This window comes from Dietzia sp. 111N12-1 (assembly GCF_001658045.1).
Lineage (GTDB): Bacteria > Actinomycetota > Actinomycetes > Mycobacteriales > Mycobacteriaceae > Dietzia > Dietzia kunjamensis.
On record NZ_LSSV01000001.1, the window covers coordinates 135,486 to 154,259 of the forward strand.

The window sequence follows — 18,774 nt, forward strand, 5'->3', positions numbered from 1 at the left end:
CGAGAAGGTACCCATGAGTGACGAGCAGGCCGCCCGTATCCTCGCCGCCGCCGAGGAGGTCCGCGCCTCCGGCGGCAGCGCCCGCCGTGCGGGCCGCGACCCGATCAACACGCCGATGATCCGCAACTGGACCGAGGCGATCGGTGACACCAACCCCATCTACTCCTCCGAGGAGGCCGCACGCGCGGCCGGACACGGCGGACCGGTCGCACCGCCGGCCATGGCGCAGGTGTGGACCATGCGCGGGCTCGGTAAGACCCGTGAGGCCGACGACCCACTGGGTCGGATGACCGACCTCCTCGACGCCGAGGGCTTCACCTCGGTCGTCGCGACCAACTGCGACTCCACCTACCACCGGTACACCCGCCCGGGCGAGGAGGTGACCATCGAGTCCGTCCTGGTGGACGTGGTCGGCCCCAAGACCACGGGCCTGGGGGAGGGCTGGTTCTTCACCACCCGCAACTACTGGCGCGTCGGTGACGAGGTCGTCGCGGAGATGGACTTCCGCATCCTCAAGTTCCGCCCCGCGGCGAAGCCCGCCGAGCCCGAGCCGGCGCCCGCCGACCAGATCGTGGCCAGCTCCGGCTCGGCCACCGACGACCTGGTGGTGGGCAAGGTCCTGCGCCCCTCGGTCTCGCACGACACGCAGTTCTTCTGGGACGGCGTCGCCGCCCACGAGCTGCGCATCCAGACCCGCGAGGACGGCTCGCTGCAGCACCCGCCCGTCCCGGCGCTGTGGAAGGACAGGTCCGAGCAGACCGACTACGTGGTCTCCTCGGGCCGCGGCACCGTGTACAGCTTCGTGGTCCATCACGCCCCGCGCGTGCCGGGCCGCACCAGGTTCCCGTTCGTGATCGCGCTGGTGGAGCTGGAGGAGGGCGTGCGCATGCTCGGCGAGCTGCGCGACGTCGAGCCGGCGGAGGTCCGGATCGGCATGGAGGTCGAGGTGGAGTTCCTCGACATGCCCGGCGACTCCTCCGCCGACGCCGCGTTCGGCACCGACCCGTGGACGCTGTACGCCTGGCGCCCGGCCGGGGCACGCCCTGTCGACCGTCAGGAATCCGCGGGGTCACCCGCAAGAACCGAAGGGGCCGTCAAGTGAGCGAGAACCGTACCGTCTGTCCGGCCACCCCGCCCGCCGTGGCGGTGGGGGACCGGCTCCCCGAGCTGACCATCGAGGGCACGCCGACGTTCATCGTGGCCTCGGCGCTGGCGACGCGGGACTTCCAGGACGTCCACCACGACCGCGACCTGGCCCACGCCAAGGGGTCCAAGGACATCTTCGTCAACATCCTCACCGACACCGGTCTGGTGCAGCGGTTCGTCACCGACTGGGCGGGCCAGCGGGCGCGCATCACGTCCATCAAGCTGCGCCTGGGCGTGCCCTGGTACGCCTACGACTCCCTCACCCTCACCGGCGAGGTGACCGGGGTCGACGACGACGGGCTGGTCACGCTGAAGATCGTCGGCACGGACTCACTGGGCGCGCACGTCACCTCGACGGCCACCCTCTACATGAACGGAGACCCGCAGTGAGCACCCTCGCAGCTGAGACACTCGCGAACCGTGCGGCGATCGTCGGCATCGGCGCGACCGACTTCTCCAAGGACTCCGGCCGCTCCGAGCTGCGGCTGGCCGCCGAGGCCGTGCAGGCCGCCGTCGCCGACGCCGGGCTGCAGCCCTCGGACGTCGACGGCCTGGTGTCGTTCACCATGGACACCAACACCGAGATCGCGGTGGCCCGCGCCGCCGGGATCGGCCACCTGAACTTCTTCTCCCGCATCCACTACGGCGGCGGCGCGGCGTGCGCGACCGTGCAGCAGGCCGCGATGGCCGTGGCGACCGGCGTGGCCGAGGTGGTGGTCTGCTACCGCTCGTTCAACGAGCGCTCCGGGATGCGCTTCGGCCAGGTCAACTCGGCGCTGGTGCAGCAGGTCAACTCCTCCGGCACGGACAACGCCTTCTCCTACCCGCACGGCCTGTCCACCCCGGCCGGGTTCGTGGCCATGGTGGCGCAGCGCTACATGCACGAGTACGGCGCGACCAGCGAGGACTTCGGCCGGGTCGCGGTGGTCGACCGCAAGCACGCCGCGGCCAATCCCGCCGCGTTCTTCCACGGCAAGCCGATCACGTTGGACGACCACCAGAACTCGCGCTACATCGCCGAGCCGCTTCATCTGCTGGACTGCTGCCAGGAGTCCGACGGCGGCCAGGCGATCGTCGTGACGACCCCGGAGCGGGCGCGCGACCTGCCGAACCGGCCGGTGTCGATCGCGGCGGCGGCGTCCGGGTCCGGGCCGGACCAGTACATCATGACCTCGTACTACCGCCCCGAGCTCGCGGGACTGCCGGAGATGGGCATCGTCGGTGACCAGCTGTGGGCGCAGTCCGGCCTGCGCCCCGACGACATGGACATGGCCGTCCTCTACGATCACTTCACCCCGTACGTCCTCATGCAGCTCGAGGAGCTGGGCTTCTGCGGTCGCGGTGAGGCCAAGGACTTCGTCCGCGAGCCCGGCGCGCTCGAGGTGGGCGGCCGGCTCCCGCTCAACACGCACGGCGGCCAGCTCGGCGAGGCGTACATCCACGGGATGAACGGCATCGCCGAGGGCGTCCGTCAGCTCCGCGGCGAGTCGGTGAACCAGGTGGCGGGTGCCGAGAAGCTCGTCGTGACCGCCGGGACCGGCGTGCCCACCTCGGGACTGGTGCTCACCGTCTGACCTCGAACTCCGAGGAATCACGCATCACATATATGTGATAGCCGATAGAGTGGTGGCATGACCGCGACCGCCGCCGCCCGCACCGCCGACGGGCCCACCCTCCGCGACGTCGTGGGCGACGTCGCATTCCTCGCGGGGGCGCCCCGACGCTTCCTCATGGAGATCGCGCTGCAGCCGGTGGGGCACGGGGTGGCCGACCACAGCCGGGCGCTGCGGGACCCGATCGGCCGGTTCCGCAACACCACCGCGTACATCTACCTCGTGGCGTTCGGCGACCCGGACGAGCGGGACGCGGTGATCCGCATGGTCAACCGGGCCCATCGCCCGGTGCGGTCGGCTCCGGGCGCGGAGGTGGAGTACACCGCCTTCGACCCCGAACTGCAACTGTGGGTCGCCGGCTGCATGTACTACGGCGGTCGCGACATGTGGCAACGCATGGTCGGGCCGCTCGACGACGGGGCCGCCGAGCGGCTGTACCGTCAGTTCCAGACCTACGGGACCTCGCTGCAGGTGCCGCCCGAGCTGTGGCCGGCCGACGCCGAGGCCTACGACGCCTATGTCGCGCGGACCCTGGACGGGATCGAGATCGACCGACGTGTGCGTGACTACGGGGCGGCTCTGCTCGACCCCTCACAGCACCCGATGCCGGCGCGCCCGGTGTTCCGACTCATGCGCTTCGTCACCGTCGGGCTCCTGCCCGATCAGTTGAGGGCCGCCTACGGCTTCCCGTGGAACCCGGCCGACCAGCGCCGCTTCGACAGACTGATGAGCGCGGGCTCCCGGTTGCACCGTGCGACGCCCCTCGGGGTCCGCGAACTACCCAAGGATCTGCTGCTGCGCGCCTCCCGGCGGGTGGTCGCCTCCCGCGCCTGAGCGGGGCCGCTGCCGCGACGGGGCCTCGGGCGTGGCCTGCCCGAGTGGCTCAGCCCCGCAGGCAGCCGCGCACGAACGACCCGATGTCCCGCACCGCGATCTTCGCCTCGGGGACGAGGGGGTGGAAGACCTGGAACACGTGGAACTGGTGGGGCCACAGCTGGAACTCGTGGCGCACCCCGTGCTCGGCGAATTTCTCGGCCATCGCCTCGATGCCCCCGCTGAAGATCTCCTCGCCGCCGCACTGGATGAGGAACGGCGGCCACTCGGGCGAGGGCTCGTAGTTGATCGGGGAGATCGCCGGATCGTCCGTGTCCACGCCCGGCGCGTACTGGCGACGACACAGTTCGGCCAGCCCCAGCGCGAGGAACGGGTCCTTGCGCGCCCGGTCCCGCGCGGTCATGTCGGTGAAGTCCAGGTCGACCCACGGGGAGAGCAGGACGACGCCGGCGGGCATCGCCGCCCCGGTCCGCTCGAGGTGGGCGACCAGCTGCATCGCCAGATTGCCCCCTGCGGAATCTCCGGCGACCACGATGTTCTCGGCCGGGAAGCCCATCTCCAGCAGCCACTCCCACCCGGCGATCGTGTCCTCGGTGGCCGCCGGGTGCGGGTGCTCCGGGGCGAGGCGGTAGTCCGGCAGGAACACGGGCACCCCGGTCTCGCTGGCGATCCTCGACGCCAGGGCCTTGTGCGACCACGGCGATCCGAACGTGAAACCACCCCCGTGGATGTGGTAGATGACCTTGTCCGAGTCGAAGAAGCGTTTGCGGCCCACCCAGAGGCCGGGCACGGGCCCGTCCCCGGACCAGTCGTTGGTGCTCTCCAGGGCGGCCGCCCGCCCGGCGCCGGAGGTCAGCGCACGCAGGCGGCCGAGCGAGACGTCCGTCGCGGGCATCCTGTCCAGCGCCGGACGGACGAACATCCGCAGCCCTCCCGCGAGCCCGCGGGACCGCAGAGTGCCCTGCTCGGACGGGCCGTGCAGGGTCGGGCCGCTCCGCCGCGAGGGCCGGTCGGCCTCCCGCGCCGACGAGCGACGACCATCCTGCGGCACGTCACCCGACCCCGTCGAACGCGGCAGCCGGAGACCGCCGTCGTACGGCGGGCCGGGATTTCTGGACCGTGATCCGCTCATGTTCGCAATGTAGGCCCTCCCCGGCCCCACCGCTGCAGCGACCTGCCGGTGCGGCCGCCTATAGTGAATAGAACCTGTTCCAACAATCTGAAATCAGCGCAGGTCAGACCCGCGTCTGGACATGAGAACAAGTTCAGGTCACAATGTGAGAGACGACACAGTTAGCCCCCCGCGTGCAAAGGACCCGCCCGATGACTGATGCAGCAGCCGACCAGTCCACCGATCCCCTCGCCGGGACCAATCCGGAGATGAACGAGGCCGCCGTCTTCGAGGCCGTGGCAGACAAGATCCCGGACAACCTCCTGCTCACGATGGACGGGGTCGACTACACCTACCGTCAGATCGACGAGCTCGCCAACCGGATGGGTCATCTCCTCAAGGCCCACGGCGCGGAGCCGCAGAGCCATATCGCGCTGTACATGAAGAACAGCGCCGAGCACATGGCGGCCATCGTCGCGGCCATGAAGATCCGGGTGGCCGGGATCAACGTCAACTACCGCTACACCCCGGCCGAGCTGGTCTACCTGTTCAACGACTCGCAGTCGGTCGCCGTCCTGGTCGACGCGGAGTTCGCGGAGACCATGGCCGCCGCCGTGCCCAAGCTCGAGACCGCCCGCACGGTCCTCGTCGTGGGTGGCGTCCCGCAGGTCCTCGCCGACGCCTGCGCCGAGAACGGCCTGACGGTCGTCGACGTGGACGCCGAGCTGCCGGGACAGTCCGCGGAGCGCGACTTCGATCCCGTGCGCGGCGACGACCACTGGATCGTCTACACGGGCGGCACCACCGGGTTCCCCAAGGGCGTCCAGTGGCACATGTCGGACTACTACTACGCGTGCCTGTCCGGCGGTAACCCGTACGGCGACAAGCGGCACAGCCCGCAGGAGGTCGCGGACAACGTCTCGCCCGAGGGCGGTTTCAAGATCGTCATCTCGGCCCCGCTCATGCACGGCGCCGGCCTGTTCACCCTGCTGACCTTCGTCAACCTGGGCGGCCACCTGGTCATGTTCCGCGACTTCGACGCCGAGGTGATCGTCGACGCGACCGCCGAGTACAAGGCCCAGCTGCTGATGTTCGTCGGCGACGGCATGGCGGTCCCGATCACCGACGCCCTGCTCGCGGCCAAGGAGACCAAGGACTTCAGCGCCATGTTCATGGTCGCGTCCGGCGGCGGCATCTGGTCCAAGACCTCCCGCGACCGGCTGATCGAGGCGTTCCCGAACGTCATCATCCGCGACAACTTCGGCGCGTCCGAGACCGGCAACGACGGCGAGATGAACCTCAACGAGCAGGGTGAGATGCTCCTGGCCCCCACCCCGCGCCTCGGGGTGATCGACGAGTCGAACCGTCCGATCACGCCCGGGTCGGACGAGGTCGGGTACATCGTCCGACGCGGCCACGTCCCCCTCGGCTACTGGAACGATCCGGAGAAGACCGCCAAGACCTTCCCGGAGGTCGGTGGACAGCGGGTGGCGGTGCTCGGTGACATGGGCCAGATCCGCGAGGACGGGACCATCGTCTTCCTGGGCCGCGGCTCGGGTTGCATCAACACCGGTGGCGAGAAGGTGTTCCCGGAGGAGGTCGAACAGGCGCTCAAGGCGCACCCGGCCGTCCACGACGCGCTGGTCGCCGGTGCTCCCGACGAGCGGTACGGACAGAAGGTCGCCGCGGTGGTGTCGTTCCGCGAGGGCATGTCGGCCGAGCAGGAGGAGCTCTCGGCGTTCCTGCGCGAGTCCCTGGCGAACTACAAGGTCCCCAAGGTGATCGTCGACGTCCCCGAGATCCGACGCTCGCCCGCGGGCAAGGCCGACTACAAGTGGGCCAAGGAGCGGATCTCGAGCAACTGACGCCTCACGGTGTCGCCCCTGTCGCCCACCCGCCCGACCGGCCGGGTGGGCGACAGGCGTGTCAGTCCGCGGTGAGGATGCGCCGCACCGCGCCCATCGGCACCGCGACCCAGCCGGGTCGGTTCCGCATCTCGTAGACGACCTCGTACAGCGCCTTGTCGAGCGTGTAGGCCCGTAGCAGCGCACCGGTCTCGCGCGGGTCGGAGTCACTGACCGCGGCGTACCCCGCGCAGAATGCGTCGACGTTGCGGTCGCGCCACTCGCGGGCCCGGAACCGCAGCTGCCGGTCCTCCACACCGACCAGGGTGTGCTGTGCCGCGTAGTCGAGACTGCGCAGGATGCCGGCCACGTCGCGGGCGGGGGCGTCGGCCACCCGTCGCTCGGCGAGGGGCGCGGCCGGCTCGCCCTCGAAGTCGATGACGATCCACCGGTCCGGGACCCGCAGCGTCTGGCCGAGGTGCAGGTCGCCGTGGATGCGGTGCACCCGCACCGGGCCGGATCCCGCCACCTCGTCGAAGACCGCCCGGGCCGCGTCGGCGAATTCCGCCAGCTCCGGCACCTCCGCCACCGCGGCATCCAGGCGGGCCCGCATCGACGCCACCAGATCGGTGCCGTCCCGGGTGCTCACCCCGGTCGCCGCCGCCAGGTCCTCGTGCACCTGCGCGACGGCGGCGCCCAGCCGGAAGCTCTCGTCGGCGAAGTCGGTGCCGACCTCCTCGGCGAGCAGGTCGGCCTCGGCGAACAGGTCACGCACGCTCGCCGTGGCCATCGCCCACCCGTCCGCCGCCCCGGCCATGAACTCCTGGGCCATGGCGAGCGTGGTGGGCCCGGCCCCGGTGTCGCCGGCGGCGGTGTCGTCGTCGTCCAACTCCACCCATCCCCGCAGCGCCGCCACCGCCGGGCACTCCCGGTCGGCCAGCGCGGCGTGCAGCTCCACGTCGGGGTTCACGCCCGGCTGGACCAGCCGGAACACCTTGACCATGAGGTCGTCACCGTACACCAGCGACGAGTTGGACTGCTCACCCTCCAGCAGCCGCCCCCACGTGGGCTCGGGAAGCGTGGCGCCGGGGACCAGTCGGAACCGCAGCCCGCCGACCTCGTCCTGCCCGGCCAGGTGGCGGAGCAGGGACTCGGTGCCGCGGGGGTCGCGCAGTCCGTCGTAGATCACGGGGGAGGCGCCCTCCGGGGTCAACGGGAACGCCCGTCGGTCACCCGGCAACTCGGCCGCGGTCGCGATCGGCACCTGGTAGCGCTGGGGCCGTCCGTCCACCTCGAGATCCACCAGCAGGTGCTCGACCAGGACCTCGGGATCGTCCAGGAACACCTCGCGCCGGGTGATCCGCACCCCGGTGAGTTCCAGCCCCTTGCCGGCGAACCACCGCTGCTCGGGTAGCCAGTCGGTGAGCAGTCGGGCCAGGGTGTCGTCGTCGACCGGGGAGATACTCATCGCGGTCCCTCCTCCGGGCTGCGCAGCTCGAGCCAGTAGAAGCCGTACCCGGGCAGCGTGAGCTGGTACGGGTCGGCGTCGACCTCCGGAAACGGCACCCCGCCGGTGAGCTCGACGGGCTGACGACCAGCGTGCTCCGCCAGGTCCAGGCGCACCGCCTGCGGGAAGCGCGACAAGTTGTTGACGCACAGGATCACGTCGGCCCCGGCGCTGTCGGACCCATGCGTGCGCAGGTAGGACAGGATCGACGGGTTGGACCCGCCGAGGTCGGTGAACTCGCCCAGCCCGAACGCCGGGTGGCTCTTGCGGACGTGGATCATGCGCCGCGTCCAGTGCAGCAGGCTGGCGGTGGAGTTCATCTGCGCCTCCACGTTGACGCCCTGGTAGCCGTACTGCGGGTCCATGATCGCCGGCAGGTACAGCCTGCCCGGGTCGCAGCGGGAGAAGCCGGCGTTGCGGTCGGGGCTCCACTGCATCGGGGTGCGGACGGCGTCACGGTCGCCGAGCCAGATGTTGTCGCCCATGCCGATCTCGTCGCCGTAGTACAGCATCGGCGACCCGGGCAGACTCAACAGCAGCGCGGTGAACAGCTCGAGCTGGTTGGTGTCGCCGTCGAGAAGCGGGGCCAGGCGCCGGCGGATGCCGATGTTGGCCTTCATCCGCGGGTCCTTGGCGTACTCGGCGTACATGTAGTCGCGTTCCTCGTCGGTGACCATCTCGAGCGTGAGCTCGTCGTGGTTGCGCAGGAAGATCGCCCACTGGGCCGAGGACGGAATGTCCGGGGTGTGGGCGAGGATCTCGGTGACGGGGAACCGGGACTGCCGCCGCACCGCCATGAAGATGCGCGGCATCAGCGGGAAGTGGAACGCCATGTGGCACTCGTCGCCCACCTCGGACTCGCCGAAGTAGTCCACCACGTCCTCGGGCCACTGGTTGGCCTCGGCCAGCAGCACGCGCCCGGGGAACTCCTCCTCGACCACGGCCCGGCACTTGCGCAGGAACTCGTGGGTCTCGGGCAGGTTCTCGCAGTTGGTGCCGTCGCGCTCGAACAGGTACGGCACGGCGTCCAGGCGGAACCCGTCGATCCCCAGGTCCAGCCAGAAGCGCAGGACGTCGATCATCGCCTCCTGGACCTCGGGGTTGTCGTAGTTGAGGTCGGGCTGGTGGGAGAAGAAGCGGTGCCAGTAGAACTGTCCGCGCACCGGGTCGTAGGTCCAGTTGGACGACTCGGTGTCGACGAAGATGATGCGCGCCTCCGGGTACCGGGCGTCATCGTCCGACCAGACGTAGAAGTCGCCGTACGGGCCCGTCGGGTCCGCTCGGGACTCCTGGAACCACGCGTGGGTGTCGGAGGTGTGGTTCATGACCAGGTCGGTGATCACCCGGATACCCCGGCTGTGCGCCTGCTCGAGGAGCTCCACGAAGTCCTCGACGGTGCCGAACTCCGGCAGCACGGTGCGGAAGTCGCGGATGTCGTACCCGCCGTCGCGCAGCGGCGAGTCGTAGAACGGCGGCAGCCACAGGCAGTCCACGCCGAGCCATTCGAGGTAGTCGAGCTTCTCGATGAGCCCGCGCAGGTCGCCGGTGCCGTTGCCGTCGGAATCGTAGAAAGCCCGCACCAGGACCTCGTAGAACACCGCGGACTTGTACCAGTCGTGGTTGATCTCGAGCTCGGTGGCGTGACGGTAGTCGTCCGCGCTGGGCTCGACGACGTGCCCGTCGTCGGTGAGCTCCGGATCGGCCGCACGGGGATCGGCGGGGTGTGACTCGGACTGAAGGCTGGGCTTCGGTGCCATGGGGGCGAGCCTACGGCCCCGTACGATCCGTTGCATGCGGAAAATCGACCCGGCGCGGTGGTATCGGGGCCGGCACGGTCGGCGCGCCCGTGCGCTCGCGGTGCGGCTCGACGGCGACGACGACGAGGTGGTCATCCGCCCCTGGGAGCTACGGCTACCCCGGTCGGTCGTCTACGCGGCGGCCCGGTCCAGGGGCCTGGAACCGGTGGGGGGCACGCGGGCACTCGTGCAGCGGGGCCCCTGGCTGGACCCGATGCGGTTCACCCGTGTGGCGGTGCGGCGGTGAGCCCCGGCTGGGTGCTCACGCTCGTGGCGCTCCTCCCGCTCGTCGCGTCGGGGATCGCGGCCTGTGTGGTCGCGGTGCGCCGGTGGCTGCGTCGCCGGGGGGACGAACCCACGCGCCGACTGCGACTGGCCCGGATGCTGGGGACCGCCGACCTCGTCATCGTCCCCACCTCCGACGTCGACCTGCCCGAGCACACCGTCCTGGAGGTCGCCTCCGACGCGCGGATGCGGCTGGTGGGCTACGAACGCACCGATACGCCGATGCGTCGCCGGGTCGGGGTGTTCGTGCGGATCGGGAGCGAGCTCGACGTGGTGATCCGGGGTGACCGGGCCCCCCGGTAGCGTTGCGCGCATGCGCATCGGAATGGCTCTCAACTACAGCGGCGGATTCGCCGAGACGGCCGCGGAGGCCGCCGACCTCGAGCGGGCGGGACTGGACATCGCGTTCGTCCCCGAGGCCTACTCGTTCGACGCGGTCAGCCAGCTCGGCTACCTCGCGGCCAAGACGTCCACCATGGAGCTGGCCTCGGGCATCCTGCAGATCTACACCCGCACGCCCACGCTCACCGCGATGACCGCGGCGGGCCTGGACTACGTCTCCGACGGTCGCTTCACCCTCGGCCTGGGCGCCTCCGGACCGCAGGTCGTCGAGGGTTTCCACGGCGTGAAGTACGACGCGCCACTCGCCCGCACGCGCGAGATCATCGAGATCTGCCGGAAGGTGTGGCGCCGCGAGAAGGTCGTCCACGACGGAAAGAAGTACCAGATCCCCCTGCCCGCCGATCAGGGCACCGGCCTGGGCAAGCCGCTCAAGCTCATCAACCACCCGGTGCGCGAGGACATCCCGATCATCCTCGCCGCCCTGGGGCCCAAGAACGTCGAGCTCGCGGCCGAGGTCGCGAACGGCTGGCAGCCGCTGTTCTTCCACCCCGAGAAGGCGCACCTGGCCTGGGGCGACGCGCTGGCCCGCGGCCGCGAGAAGCGCGATGCGTCCCTGGGCGAACTCGAGGTCTACGCGGGGCCGGCGCTGGCGATCTGCGAGGAGGACGAGGTCCCCGGCTACCTGGACTTCGTGCGCCCGCACCTGGCCCTCTACATCGGCGGGATGGGCGCCCGCGGCAAGAACTTCTACAACGAGCTCGCCTGCCGCTACGGCTACGAGGCCGAGGCCGCCCGGATCCAGGACCTGTACCTGGACGGCAAGAAGGACGAGGCCGCCGCGGCCGTGCCCGACGAACTGGTCCGCTCGGTCTCTCTGATCGGCCCGGCGGGGTACGTGGCCGAGCGCGTCGAGGCGTTCCGCGAGGCCGGCGCCACCACCCTCACCGTCACCCCGATGGCGCTCGACGCCCCGGGTCGCCTCCGACTGGTGGAGCAGTTCCGCGAGCTCTGCTGAGCCGCCGGGTCAGGCCGCGCGATCAGACGGGGCGGCGGTCACGACAGTTTGTATCCGGCCCCGCGGACGGTGACCAGCCGCTCGGCGCCGATCTTGCGGCGCAGTGTGCGGACGTACACGTCGACGACGTTCGAGGCGGGGTCGAAGTCGTATCCCCAGGCGTGGGCCAGGATCTGCTCCCGCGACAGCACCTGCCCGGGGTGCTTGAGGAACACCTTGAGCATCGCGAACTCCCGGCTCGTCAGCTCGACGGGTCGCCCGGCGACGGTGGCGATCCGGGTGAGCAGGTCGAGGGTCAGGTCGCCGTGGTGCAGGACGGGTGTGGCCTCCGCTGACTCACCGCGCTCGCCCAGCCGGATACGCACCCGGGCGAGCAGTTCGGCGAAGTGGAACGGCTTGGCCAGGTAGTCGTTGGCCCCGGATTCCAGGCCGAGAACGGTGTCGTCCACCGAGTCGCGGGCGGTGAGGACGACGACCGGCGTCGTGATCCCCGACCCGCGGGCGGTGGCGAGCACCTCGAACCCGTCCATCAGCGGGAGGCCGATGTCGAGGACCACCAGGTCGTGGTCGCCGGCCCGCATGGCCTCGAGGGCGGAGCGGCCATCGGCGACATGGGAGGTGACGAAGCCGGCGGCGTGCAGGCCCTTCTGGAGGAACGACACGATCCGGGCGTCGTCCTCGGCGATGAGGATGCGGTTCACGGCTGGGCCTCCTGGGGGCGATCTGGAACGGGGATATCGACGGCGAAGGTGGCGCCGTGACCGGGCGTGGAGTCGAGGGTGACGGTGCCTCCGTGGGCAGTCGCGATAGCGGTGACGATGGCCAGTCCGAGGCCGGCGCCACCGGAACCGGAGGTCCCGGCGGTGCCGCGGTCGAAGCGGCGGAAGATTCGTTCGGCGTCCTCCGGCGCGACCCCGGGGCCCTCGTCGGCCACGGAGACCACCAGGCGGCCGTCGACCCACCGGGACCCGATCCGGATCCGGTCGCCCACCTCGGTATGGGTGACCGCGTTGGACGCGAGCTGGAGCACGGCCTGGGTGATCCGCTGCGGGTCCACGGACGCCTCGCCCTCGGCGATCTCGACGAGTTCCCACCGGCGGTCACCCAACTGCTGGGCCTGGGACTCGATGTCCAGCAGCAGCTCGGCGGCGTCGACGGGTCGCGGCCTGACGAAGTCGGGGCGCTCGGACTTGGCCATGGTGAGCAGGTCGGAGACGATCCGGGACATGCGGTCGAGTTCGGAGTCGACGAGGCGGAGGGTCTCGGCGCGGGCGGCGGGGTCGTCGTCGGGATCCATCGTCTCGAGGTGACCGCGGATCACCGTGATCGGGGTCCGCAGTTCGTGACCGGCGTCGTCGACGAACCGACGTTGGGTGTCGTAGGCACCCTCGATCCGGTCGAGCATCGCGTTGAACGTCTCGGCGAGCTGGGAGATGTCGTCGCGACCGTGTACCGGAACCCGGCTGTCGAGGTCGCTCTCCTGTATCCGCTCGGCCACCAGGCGCACCTCTCGGACGGGCGCGAGGATCTGTCCGGCCACGAGGTAGCCGAACAGTGCGGTCAGCGCGAGGCCGCCGAGCGACCCCCAGCCGAAGACGCGCATGGTGGAGTCCACCTCGGCACGTTCCGGCCCGGTGAACACGGAGATCACGAACGTCGACTCGCCGGCGGCCGCGTCCGCCCCGCCCGGTGCCTCACCGGCGGCGATGGTCATCTTGCCCCACCGGACCGGGCCGACAGGACTGTCGGCGATGCCCGACGGGGCGGCCGAGGCCCGGATGGTCTCGAGCAGTTCTGCATCGGCGGCGAGGTCGTAGGGGCTCGGATCGCCGGCGGAGCGGTCCACGGCGAACACCCTGGCCTCGTCCATCCCCAGGTGGACCTCGTCGGCCGCAGGGATCTGGCGGCTGAGGTAGAGCCGCAGCAGTCGTTCGGGATCGTCGAACGGCTCTGCGGTCGTCGGATCGACGCCCTCCCGGACGAACGCGCGGAACTCGTCGAGCTCCTGGACCACGTCCGCGTTCGCGGTCCGGTCGACGTCGGCCATGAGCAGTGTCCGGAGCGTCAGACCGAGTGCGAGCAGCACCAGGGCGGTGGTGAGCACGATCCACCCGACGATCCGCCACCGCGCCGGGATCGAGGTGGCGTCCGCCCGTTCGGCGGCGCCGGTCTCAGTCGTCCCAGTCGTCATCCCAGTCATCCCCGTCGTCGTCCCACCCATCGTCCCAGTCGTCATCCCGGTCGTCTCCGTAGTAGGGCACCACCGGCTGAACCGGTTGCACGGGCACCGGTCGCGCCGGCGCCGGCGCCGGTGCCTCACCGGGGGATGAGATGGGGGTCGGGGAGGAGTTCGTCGTGGGAGATGACGACGACGAGGTACGCCCCTGCTGGCCGGGGGGCGCGTGCATGTCGACCGTCGCGTCCTCGACCCGGACGGGCGGGGCGCCGGTATCGGAACCGATCGCCACGGCGCCCAGTGCGAGTCCGGCGGGCACGAGCACCACCGCGGCAATGAGGGCGAGCTTGCGCGTGAACTCAGACATGGCGGGCCCGGTCAGTCGTCGAGGTCGTCGTCGTCGTCGCCGTGGTCGTCCCGGTCGTCATCATCATCGTCGTCGCGGTCATCGCGGTCGTCATCATCGTTGCGGTCGTCGCGGTCGTCATCGTCGTCGTCGTCACCGCCCCGGTCATCGTCCTGATCATCCAGGTCGACGGACTGGGCAGGCGCGGTCACGGTGGTGGTCTCGGAGGCAGGGGCATTGCTCCCGGCGTCATTCCCCGCGCCGCATCCGGACAGGATGAGGGCGGCGGAGGCGGACAGGGCGAGGAGGACGGTGCGGAGGCTGTTGTTCTCTGTCATGAGTGCCATCCTGGGTGCCCGGTATGACGGGTTGATGAAACCTCCATGACGGAGTCTTCATGTCGCACCACGGCGGGCGCCGGTGTCGGCCGGACGCGAGAACACCCCGCGGTGGTCGACCGCGGGGTGTTCTCGGGTGCTTTCGGATGCCGCCCGGTGGGGCGACCAGCGCCGGTCAGGCGAGATCGACCACCACGTTCTTCAGCACGGGGGCGTCGTCGCGCTCCACGACGGTCGCCGCCACGAGCAGTCGCGAGCCCTCCTCCCACACGCGGATGCGCATGGTCTCGCCGGGGAAGAAGATGCCGCCGAAGGTCACGCCGTAACCGCCGACGCGGGCGACGTCGCCGCCGAGCACCTGATCCACGACCGCCCGCAGGACCAGGCCGTACGAGCACAGTCCGTGGAGGATCGGGCGCGGGAACCCGGCCGCCTCGGCGAACGCGGGATCGGAGTGCAGCGGGTTGCGGTCGCCGCAGAGGCGGTAGAACAGCGCCTGCTGGGGGAGCGTGGCCACCTCGATGGTGTGGTCGGCCTCCCGCTCGGGGTACTCGACCTTCTCGGAGGTCCCGCGATCGCCGCCGAAGCCCCCCTCACCGCGGGCGAAGATGCCCGAGCGCGAGGTCCACAGCTTCTCACCGTCGGCGGAGACCGTCTCGGACTCCTGGATGATCACCGCGGCCGAGCCCTTGTCCTGGATCTCGGCGATCTTCGTGGTGGTGGTGGCGGTGCCGGAGGCGGGGATCGGCCGGTGCAGCGTGACGGACTGGCTGCCGTGGACGACCTTGGCCAGGTCGATCTCGACGCCCGGGAAGGACACCCGGGGCGCCTCGGTGACGTTCATCGTCGCTGCGACGGTGGCGAACGACGGCAGCACCTTGGGCGCCGTGTCGTGGACGTACTCGAGACCGGTGGTGTCCATCGGGTCGGCGGCGGCGCCCACCGACAGGGCGTAGAGCGCCACGTCGGAGGCGGTCCAGGAGAACTCCTGCGAGGGCAACTGCGCCCCGAGGGCCTTGTCGAGGTCGATCGGCACGTCAGACTCCCGTCTTCGCGGTGGTGGTGGGGGTGGCGGCCAGCATGTTCTCCACGGCGAGGTAGCCGAAGACCATCGCGGGGCCGATGGTGGCGCCCGGGCCGGCGTAGGTGTGACCCATGACCGGCGAGGAGGCGTTGCCCGCGGCGTAGAGTCCCTCGATCACGGAGCCGTCCTCACGCAGGACCCGACCGTGGACATCGGTGTTCGCGCCGCCCTTGGTGCCGAGGTCGCCGGGCACCATCTTGGCGGCGTAGAACGGCGCCTTGCGGACCGGGCCGAGGCTCGGGTTGGGCTTGTTGGTCGGGTCGCCGTAGTAGTGGTCGTACCCCGACTCGCCGCGGTTGAAGTCCTCGTCGACGCCCTTGGCGGCGAAGCCGTTGAACTTCTCGGTGGTCCGCTCCAGCGCCTCCGCCGGCACGCCGATGAGATCGGCGAGCTCGGCGAGGGTGTCCGCCTTGTGGAAGTTCTCGGTCTCGAGCCACTTCTTGGGCAGCGGTTGCTTGGCCTGCAGGCCGGCGAAGAGGTACCGGTTCTTGTACTCCTGGTCGAAGATGATCCAGGCCGGGACGTTCTCGCCGGGGGTCCCCTCCTGCCCGGCGGGTGCCTGTCCGAACTCGCCGCCGTACATCTTGTGGCCGGCCTCGACGTAGGGCAGCGACTCGTTCATGAACCGCTCGCCGCGGGAGTTGACCATGAAGGAACACGGCAGCGACCGCTCGGCCAGTGCGAACCAGGGGCCGCGCGGCAGCAGGATCGACGGACCCCACCAGGAGTCCTCCATGAAGGACAGCGAGGCGCCGGCCTTCTCCATGTACTCGATTCCCTCACCGGTGTTGGCGGCGGCGCCGACGGTCCACGAGGTGGGGATGGGCTGACGCTGGTACTTGTCGCGCATCTCCTGGTTGTGCTCGAAGCCACCGGACCCGATCACCACACCGAGTCGCGCACGGAGGGTCACCTCCTCGTCACCGCGGGTGACGGTGATGCCCACGACGCGCTCCTGGGTGCCCGAGCCCTCGGTCACCAGGCCGGTCATGGGGGTCTCGAGCCACACCGGAACGCCCGCGTCGAGCAGGCCCTTGCGCATCGCGGCGATGAGCGCCCGGCCCATGCCCACCGAGTTCTGCTTGCGGGCCTTGGCGAGGAACATGCGGGCGGCGACTCGGATCGAGCGCCTGATGCCCTTGGTGTGCGGACGCTGGAGCAGGTTGAGCCAGCGGTAATCGGACTGCATCACGACCATGTTCGCCGGGGCCTTGGCGTAACCGGGCTCCAACTTGTCGGCCTCCGAGCCGAGCTGGTTCAGGTCGAAGGGCTTGGGCTCGACGGACCGTCCGCCGAGACGACCACCGGGGGCCTCCGGGTAGTAGTCGGCGTAGTCCTTGACCCACTCCAGCCGCAGGGGACTGTTGGCCAGGACGAAGTCCAGGACCTCGGGCCCGCGGTCGATGTAGGCGTCGATCTTCGCGGGCTCCACGACATCGCCGATGATCGAGCGGAGGTAGGTCCGGGCCGCCTCAGGGGTGTCCAGGACACCGTCGCGGCGGAGCACCGAGTTGTTGGGGATCCACACGCCGCCGCCGGAGCGGGCGGTGGAGCCGCCGTAGTGGGGGGCCTTCTCAACGAGGACCACGCTGAGGCCCTTCTTTGCTGCCGCGAGGGCGGCCGTCATGCCTGCTCCACCGCTGCCGACGACGACGACGTCGAATTCCTGGTCTGCCATGTAGAACACGTTATAGAACTGATCGCCGTGGCGCCAGACGGCCCAGGTAGCATCCCCGTCATGCTCAACGAGGAGACCCGCGCCACACTAGCCCAGCGACTCTGGGACGCCGAGTCCGACGTCGCGCCGATCGCGCCGCTGACCGACGACCATCCGGACATGACGCCGGACGACGCCTTCGAGATCCAGCTGGTGAACATCCGCCGCAAGCTCGACGCCGGAGCGGTGGTGACCGGACACAAGGTGGGCCTGGCGTCCAAGGCGATGCAGGAGATGATGGGCGTCGACGAGCCCGACTACGGGCATCTGCTCGACACCATGGAGTACCCCGAGGGCACCGCGATCGAGGCGGCCCGGTTCTGCTTCCCGCGGGTCGAGGTGGAGGTCGGCTTCATCCTGGGCGCCGACATCCCGCCGGAGGGATGCTCCCAGGAGGAGGCTGCCGCGGCGATCGAGTGGGTCGTCCCCTCGATCGAGTTGATCGACTCCCGCATCCGGGACTGGAAGATCACGCTGCCCGACACGATCGCGGACAACGCCTCGTCGTGCGGCTACGTGGTGGGCGAGCAGCGGGTCCGGCTCGCGGACATCGACGTCGCCGCAATCGATGCGACCCTCTACAAGAACGGCGAGTTCCTCGCGTCCGGGCGTTCCGACGCGGTGCTCGGCAACCCGCTCAACTCGGTCGGGTGGCTCGCGTCGACGGTCGCCAAGTTCGGTGTCCGTCTGCGCAAGGGCGACGTGATCCTGCCGGGCACCGCGATCCGCGCGATGGACGCCGCCCCGGGCGACAGCTTCCGCGCCGAGTTCGCCGGGCTGGGCGACGTCACCATGGACTTCCGCTAGGCGTCCGCGGCCAGCGCGCGACTGGCCGCCGCGGCGACGCGGGTGACCAGCGGCTCGAGCCGGGCCAGGGCGCTCTCGTCCGCCGCGCTGGCGGACAACGCGGCGACGGCCCGCGTCCGGCCGGCGTGTTCCTCGTCGTCGTCGTCGAACACCGGCGCCGCCACGCAGTACAGGCCGGGCGTGAGCTCGGCCCGGTCGACCGCGCGCCTCCTCCGTCGTATCTCCGCGAGCTCCACCGCGAGGGCGTCGGGGGAGGTCAGAGTGGTGTCCGTCCACTCGATCAACGGCCCCTGCGCCACGCGGTCGGCCGCGTCCTCGTCGAACGCGAGCATCGCCTTGCCCACCCCGGTGCAGTACGCGGGCAGGCCGCCGCCGATCCGCGACGGCGACGGGATCGGCCGCGGCCCGTGCAACTTGTTGAGGTAGACCACCTCGTCCCCGTGCAGGGTGGCCAGATGAACGGTCGCGCGTGTGGCCTCGAAGAGGTGCGCGAGAAACGGTGTGAGCACCCGGCGGATCCGCTCGTACGCCGGCGAGACGGGGATCGGGTCCAGCTCGTGCACCAACGGCCCCAGCCGGTAGCGCTGCCCGATCCGCGTCACCGCGTCGTTGCGCTCGAGCGCGGCCAGGAGGCGCAGCGTCGTGGACTTGGCCAGCCCGGTCTCGCGCGCGATCTCGCTGAGCGTCATCCCCGTCCCGCCCGCCGTCACGCGTAGCACCTCGAAGGCGCGGTCAACGGGAGAGGCGGGGGGCTCGGTCATGCGCCGAGTGTAGCGCGCGGGTCGGACACCGGAGGCCGGGATGATCGAACAC

General features: G+C 70.5%; 19 protein-coding genes. 9 read left to right on the forward strand and 10 right to left on the reverse strand.

Going from position 1 to position 18,774, the window contains the following annotated elements; genetic code table 11:
* Window positions 1-13: 13 nt before the first annotated feature.
* From AYO52_RS00635 to AYO52_RS00650, 4 genes are read left to right on the forward strand one after another with little or no spacing between them, the layout of a single operon-like run.
* Entirely contained in the window at window positions 14-1,102 is a 1,089-nt protein-coding gene (locus AYO52_RS00635; protein ID WP_067711701.1) for a bifunctional MaoC family dehydratase N-terminal/OB-fold nucleic acid binding domain-containing protein, read from the forward strand.
* Entirely contained in the window at window positions 1,099-1,536 is a 438-nt protein-coding gene (locus tag AYO52_RS00640) for a MaoC family dehydratase (RefSeq protein ID WP_067711703.1), read from the forward strand. Before AYO52_RS00635 ends, AYO52_RS00640 begins: the two co-directional genes overlap by 4 nt.
* Complete coding sequence (locus tag AYO52_RS00645; RefSeq protein ID WP_067711706.1) at window positions 1,533-2,720, forward strand: lipid-transfer protein; 1,188 nt, start codon at window positions 1,533-1,535, stop codon at window positions 2,718-2,720. The genes AYO52_RS00640 and AYO52_RS00645 overlap by 4 nt, the downstream gene beginning before the upstream one ends.
* Window positions 2,721-2,777: 57 nt before the next feature.
* On the forward strand, window positions 2,778-3,593 hold the full coding sequence (locus AYO52_RS00650) for an oxygenase MpaB family protein (protein WP_067711708.1): 816 nt from the start codon (window positions 2,778-2,780) through the stop codon (window positions 3,591-3,593).
* A 49-nt stretch (window positions 3,594-3,642) separates the two neighbouring features.
* On the opposite strand, the gene AYO52_RS00655 is transcribed toward AYO52_RS00650, so the two are convergent.
* Window positions 3,643-4,725, reverse strand: coding sequence for an alpha/beta hydrolase (locus tag AYO52_RS00655; protein WP_067711710.1), 1,083 nt, complete (start codon window positions 4,723-4,725; stop codon window positions 3,643-3,645).
* Between the two features lie 191 nt (window positions 4,726-4,916).
* On the opposite strand from AYO52_RS00655, the gene AYO52_RS00660 reads away from it, so the two are divergent.
* On the forward strand, window positions 4,917-6,569 hold the full coding sequence (locus AYO52_RS00660; protein ID WP_067711713.1) for an AMP-binding protein: 1,653 nt from the start codon (window positions 4,917-4,919) through the stop codon (window positions 6,567-6,569).
* A 61-nt stretch (window positions 6,570-6,630) separates the two neighbouring features.
* Here AYO52_RS00660 and AYO52_RS00665 read toward each other — a convergent pair whose 3' ends face one another.
* Both AYO52_RS00665 and treS read right to left on the reverse strand, forming a co-directional pair.
* Window positions 6,631-8,016, reverse strand: a complete 1,386-nt coding sequence (locus AYO52_RS00665) for a hypothetical protein (RefSeq protein ID WP_067711715.1) — start codon at window positions 8,014-8,016, stop codon at window positions 6,631-6,633.
* Window positions 8,013-9,812, reverse strand: coding sequence for a maltose alpha-D-glucosyltransferase (treS, locus tag AYO52_RS00670; RefSeq protein ID WP_067711718.1), 1,800 nt, complete (start codon window positions 9,810-9,812; stop codon window positions 8,013-8,015). The genes AYO52_RS00665 and treS overlap by 4 nt, the downstream gene beginning before the upstream one ends.
* A gap of 34 nt (window positions 9,813-9,846) precedes the next feature.
* Here treS and AYO52_RS00675 point away from each other — a divergent pair, with 34 nt between their 5' ends.
* Genes AYO52_RS00675 through AYO52_RS00685 form a run of 3 tightly spaced genes read left to right on the forward strand, consistent with a single transcriptional unit; the run spans window position 9,847 to window position 11,493 of the window.
* Window positions 9,847-10,098, forward strand: coding sequence for a hypothetical protein (locus AYO52_RS00675; protein ID WP_067711720.1), 252 nt, complete (start codon window positions 9,847-9,849; stop codon window positions 10,096-10,098).
* Window positions 10,095-10,439 (forward strand): hypothetical protein, encoded by a 345-nt coding sequence (locus AYO52_RS00680; protein WP_067711723.1) that lies wholly within the window; start codon window positions 10,095-10,097, stop codon window positions 10,437-10,439. Before AYO52_RS00675 ends, AYO52_RS00680 begins: the two co-directional genes overlap by 4 nt.
* Before the next feature lie 10 nt (window positions 10,440-10,449).
* Window positions 10,450-11,493: an LLM class F420-dependent oxidoreductase gene (locus AYO52_RS00685; RefSeq protein WP_067711725.1), complete on the forward strand. Its 1,044-nt coding sequence runs from the start codon at window positions 10,450-10,452 to the stop codon at window positions 11,491-11,493.
* Between the two features lie 38 nt (window positions 11,494-11,531).
* Here AYO52_RS00685 and AYO52_RS00690 read toward each other — a convergent pair whose 3' ends face one another.
* The 6 genes from AYO52_RS00690 to kstD form a co-directional block, all read right to left on the reverse strand.
* Complete coding sequence (locus AYO52_RS00690) at window positions 11,532-12,194, reverse strand: response regulator transcription factor (RefSeq protein ID WP_067711728.1); 663 nt, start codon at window positions 12,192-12,194, stop codon at window positions 11,532-11,534.
* Complete coding sequence (locus tag AYO52_RS00695; protein WP_067711731.1) at window positions 12,191-13,684, reverse strand: cell wall metabolism sensor histidine kinase WalK; 1,494 nt, start codon at window positions 13,682-13,684, stop codon at window positions 12,191-12,193. The genes AYO52_RS00690 and AYO52_RS00695 overlap by 4 nt, the downstream gene beginning before the upstream one ends.
* Entirely contained in the window at window positions 13,665-14,036 is a 372-nt protein-coding gene (locus AYO52_RS00700) for a hypothetical protein (protein WP_067711736.1), read from the reverse strand. Before AYO52_RS00700 ends, AYO52_RS00695 begins: the two co-directional genes overlap by 20 nt.
* Window positions 14,037-14,047: 11 nt before the next feature.
* Window positions 14,048-14,353: a hypothetical protein gene (locus tag AYO52_RS18100; protein WP_156523480.1), complete on the reverse strand. Its 306-nt coding sequence runs from the start codon at window positions 14,351-14,353 to the stop codon at window positions 14,048-14,050.
* A 175-nt stretch (window positions 14,354-14,528) separates the two neighbouring features.
* Complete coding sequence (locus AYO52_RS00710; protein WP_067711742.1) at window positions 14,529-15,389, reverse strand: MaoC/PaaZ C-terminal domain-containing protein; 861 nt, start codon at window positions 15,387-15,389, stop codon at window positions 14,529-14,531.
* Between the two features lies 1 nt (window position 15,390).
* Complete coding sequence (kstD, locus tag AYO52_RS00715; RefSeq protein WP_253701700.1) at window positions 15,391-17,115, reverse strand: 3-oxosteroid 1-dehydrogenase; 1,725 nt, start codon at window positions 17,113-17,115, stop codon at window positions 15,391-15,393.
* A 60-nt stretch (window positions 17,116-17,175) separates the two neighbouring features.
* Between kstD and AYO52_RS00720 the strand changes: the two genes are divergently transcribed.
* The gene (locus AYO52_RS00720; protein ID WP_067711747.1) at window positions 17,176-17,961 is read left to right on the forward strand and encodes a 2-keto-4-pentenoate hydratase; all 786 of its coding nucleotides are present in this window, start codon (window positions 17,176-17,178) and stop codon (window positions 17,959-17,961) included.
* Here AYO52_RS00720 and AYO52_RS00725 read toward each other — a convergent pair.
* Window positions 17,958-18,722: an IclR family transcriptional regulator gene (locus AYO52_RS00725; protein WP_067711750.1), complete on the reverse strand. Its 765-nt coding sequence runs from the start codon at window positions 18,720-18,722 to the stop codon at window positions 17,958-17,960. The two genes, AYO52_RS00720 and AYO52_RS00725, sit on opposite strands and share 4 nt — an antisense overlap.
* Window positions 18,723-18,774: the final 52 nt, after the last annotated feature.

Excerpts from the sequence above, each read along its gene's own strand:
- AYO52_RS00635 (WP_067711701.1), top strand. The coding sequence starts at position 14 with ATGAGTGACGAGCAGGCCGCCCGTATCCTCGCCGCCGCCGAGGAGGTC.
- AYO52_RS00650 (WP_067711708.1), top strand. The coding sequence starts at position 2,778 with ATGACCGCGACCGCCGCCGCCCGCACCGCCGACGGGCCCACCCTCCGC.
- AYO52_RS00655 (WP_067711710.1), bottom strand. The coding sequence starts at position 4,725 with ATGAGCGGATCACGGTCCAGAAATCCCGGCCCGCCGTACGACGGCGGT.
- AYO52_RS00660 (WP_067711713.1), top strand. The coding sequence starts at position 4,917 with ATGACTGATGCAGCAGCCGACCAGTCCACCGATCCCCTCGCCGGGACC.
- AYO52_RS00665 (WP_067711715.1), bottom strand. The coding sequence starts at position 8,016 with ATGAGTATCTCCCCGGTCGACGACGACACCCTGGCCCGACTGCTCACC.
- treS (WP_067711718.1), bottom strand. The coding sequence starts at position 9,812 with ATGGCACCGAAGCCCAGCCTTCAGTCCGAGTCACACCCCGCCGATCCC.
- AYO52_RS00675 (WP_067711720.1), top strand. The coding sequence starts at position 9,847 with ATGCGGAAAATCGACCCGGCGCGGTGGTATCGGGGCCGGCACGGTCGG.
- AYO52_RS00685 (WP_067711725.1), top strand. The coding sequence starts at position 10,450 with ATGCGCATCGGAATGGCTCTCAACTACAGCGGCGGATTCGCCGAGACG.
- AYO52_RS00695 (WP_067711731.1), bottom strand. The coding sequence starts at position 13,684 with ATGACGACTGGGACGACTGAGACCGGCGCCGCCGAACGGGCGGACGCC.
- AYO52_RS00700 (WP_067711736.1), bottom strand. The coding sequence starts at position 14,036 with ATGTCTGAGTTCACGCGCAAGCTCGCCCTCATTGCCGCGGTGGTGCTC.
- AYO52_RS18100 (WP_156523480.1), bottom strand. The coding sequence starts at position 14,353 with ATGACAGAGAACAACAGCCTCCGCACCGTCCTCCTCGCCCTGTCCGCC.
- kstD (WP_253701700.1), bottom strand. The coding sequence starts at position 17,115 with ATGGCAGACCAGGAATTCGACGTCGTCGTCGTCGGCAGCGGTGGAGCA.
- AYO52_RS00720 (WP_067711747.1), top strand. The coding sequence starts at position 17,176 with ATGCTCAACGAGGAGACCCGCGCCACACTAGCCCAGCGACTCTGGGAC.
- AYO52_RS00725 (WP_067711750.1), bottom strand. The coding sequence starts at position 18,722 with ATGACCGAGCCCCCCGCCTCTCCCGTTGACCGCGCCTTCGAGGTGCTA.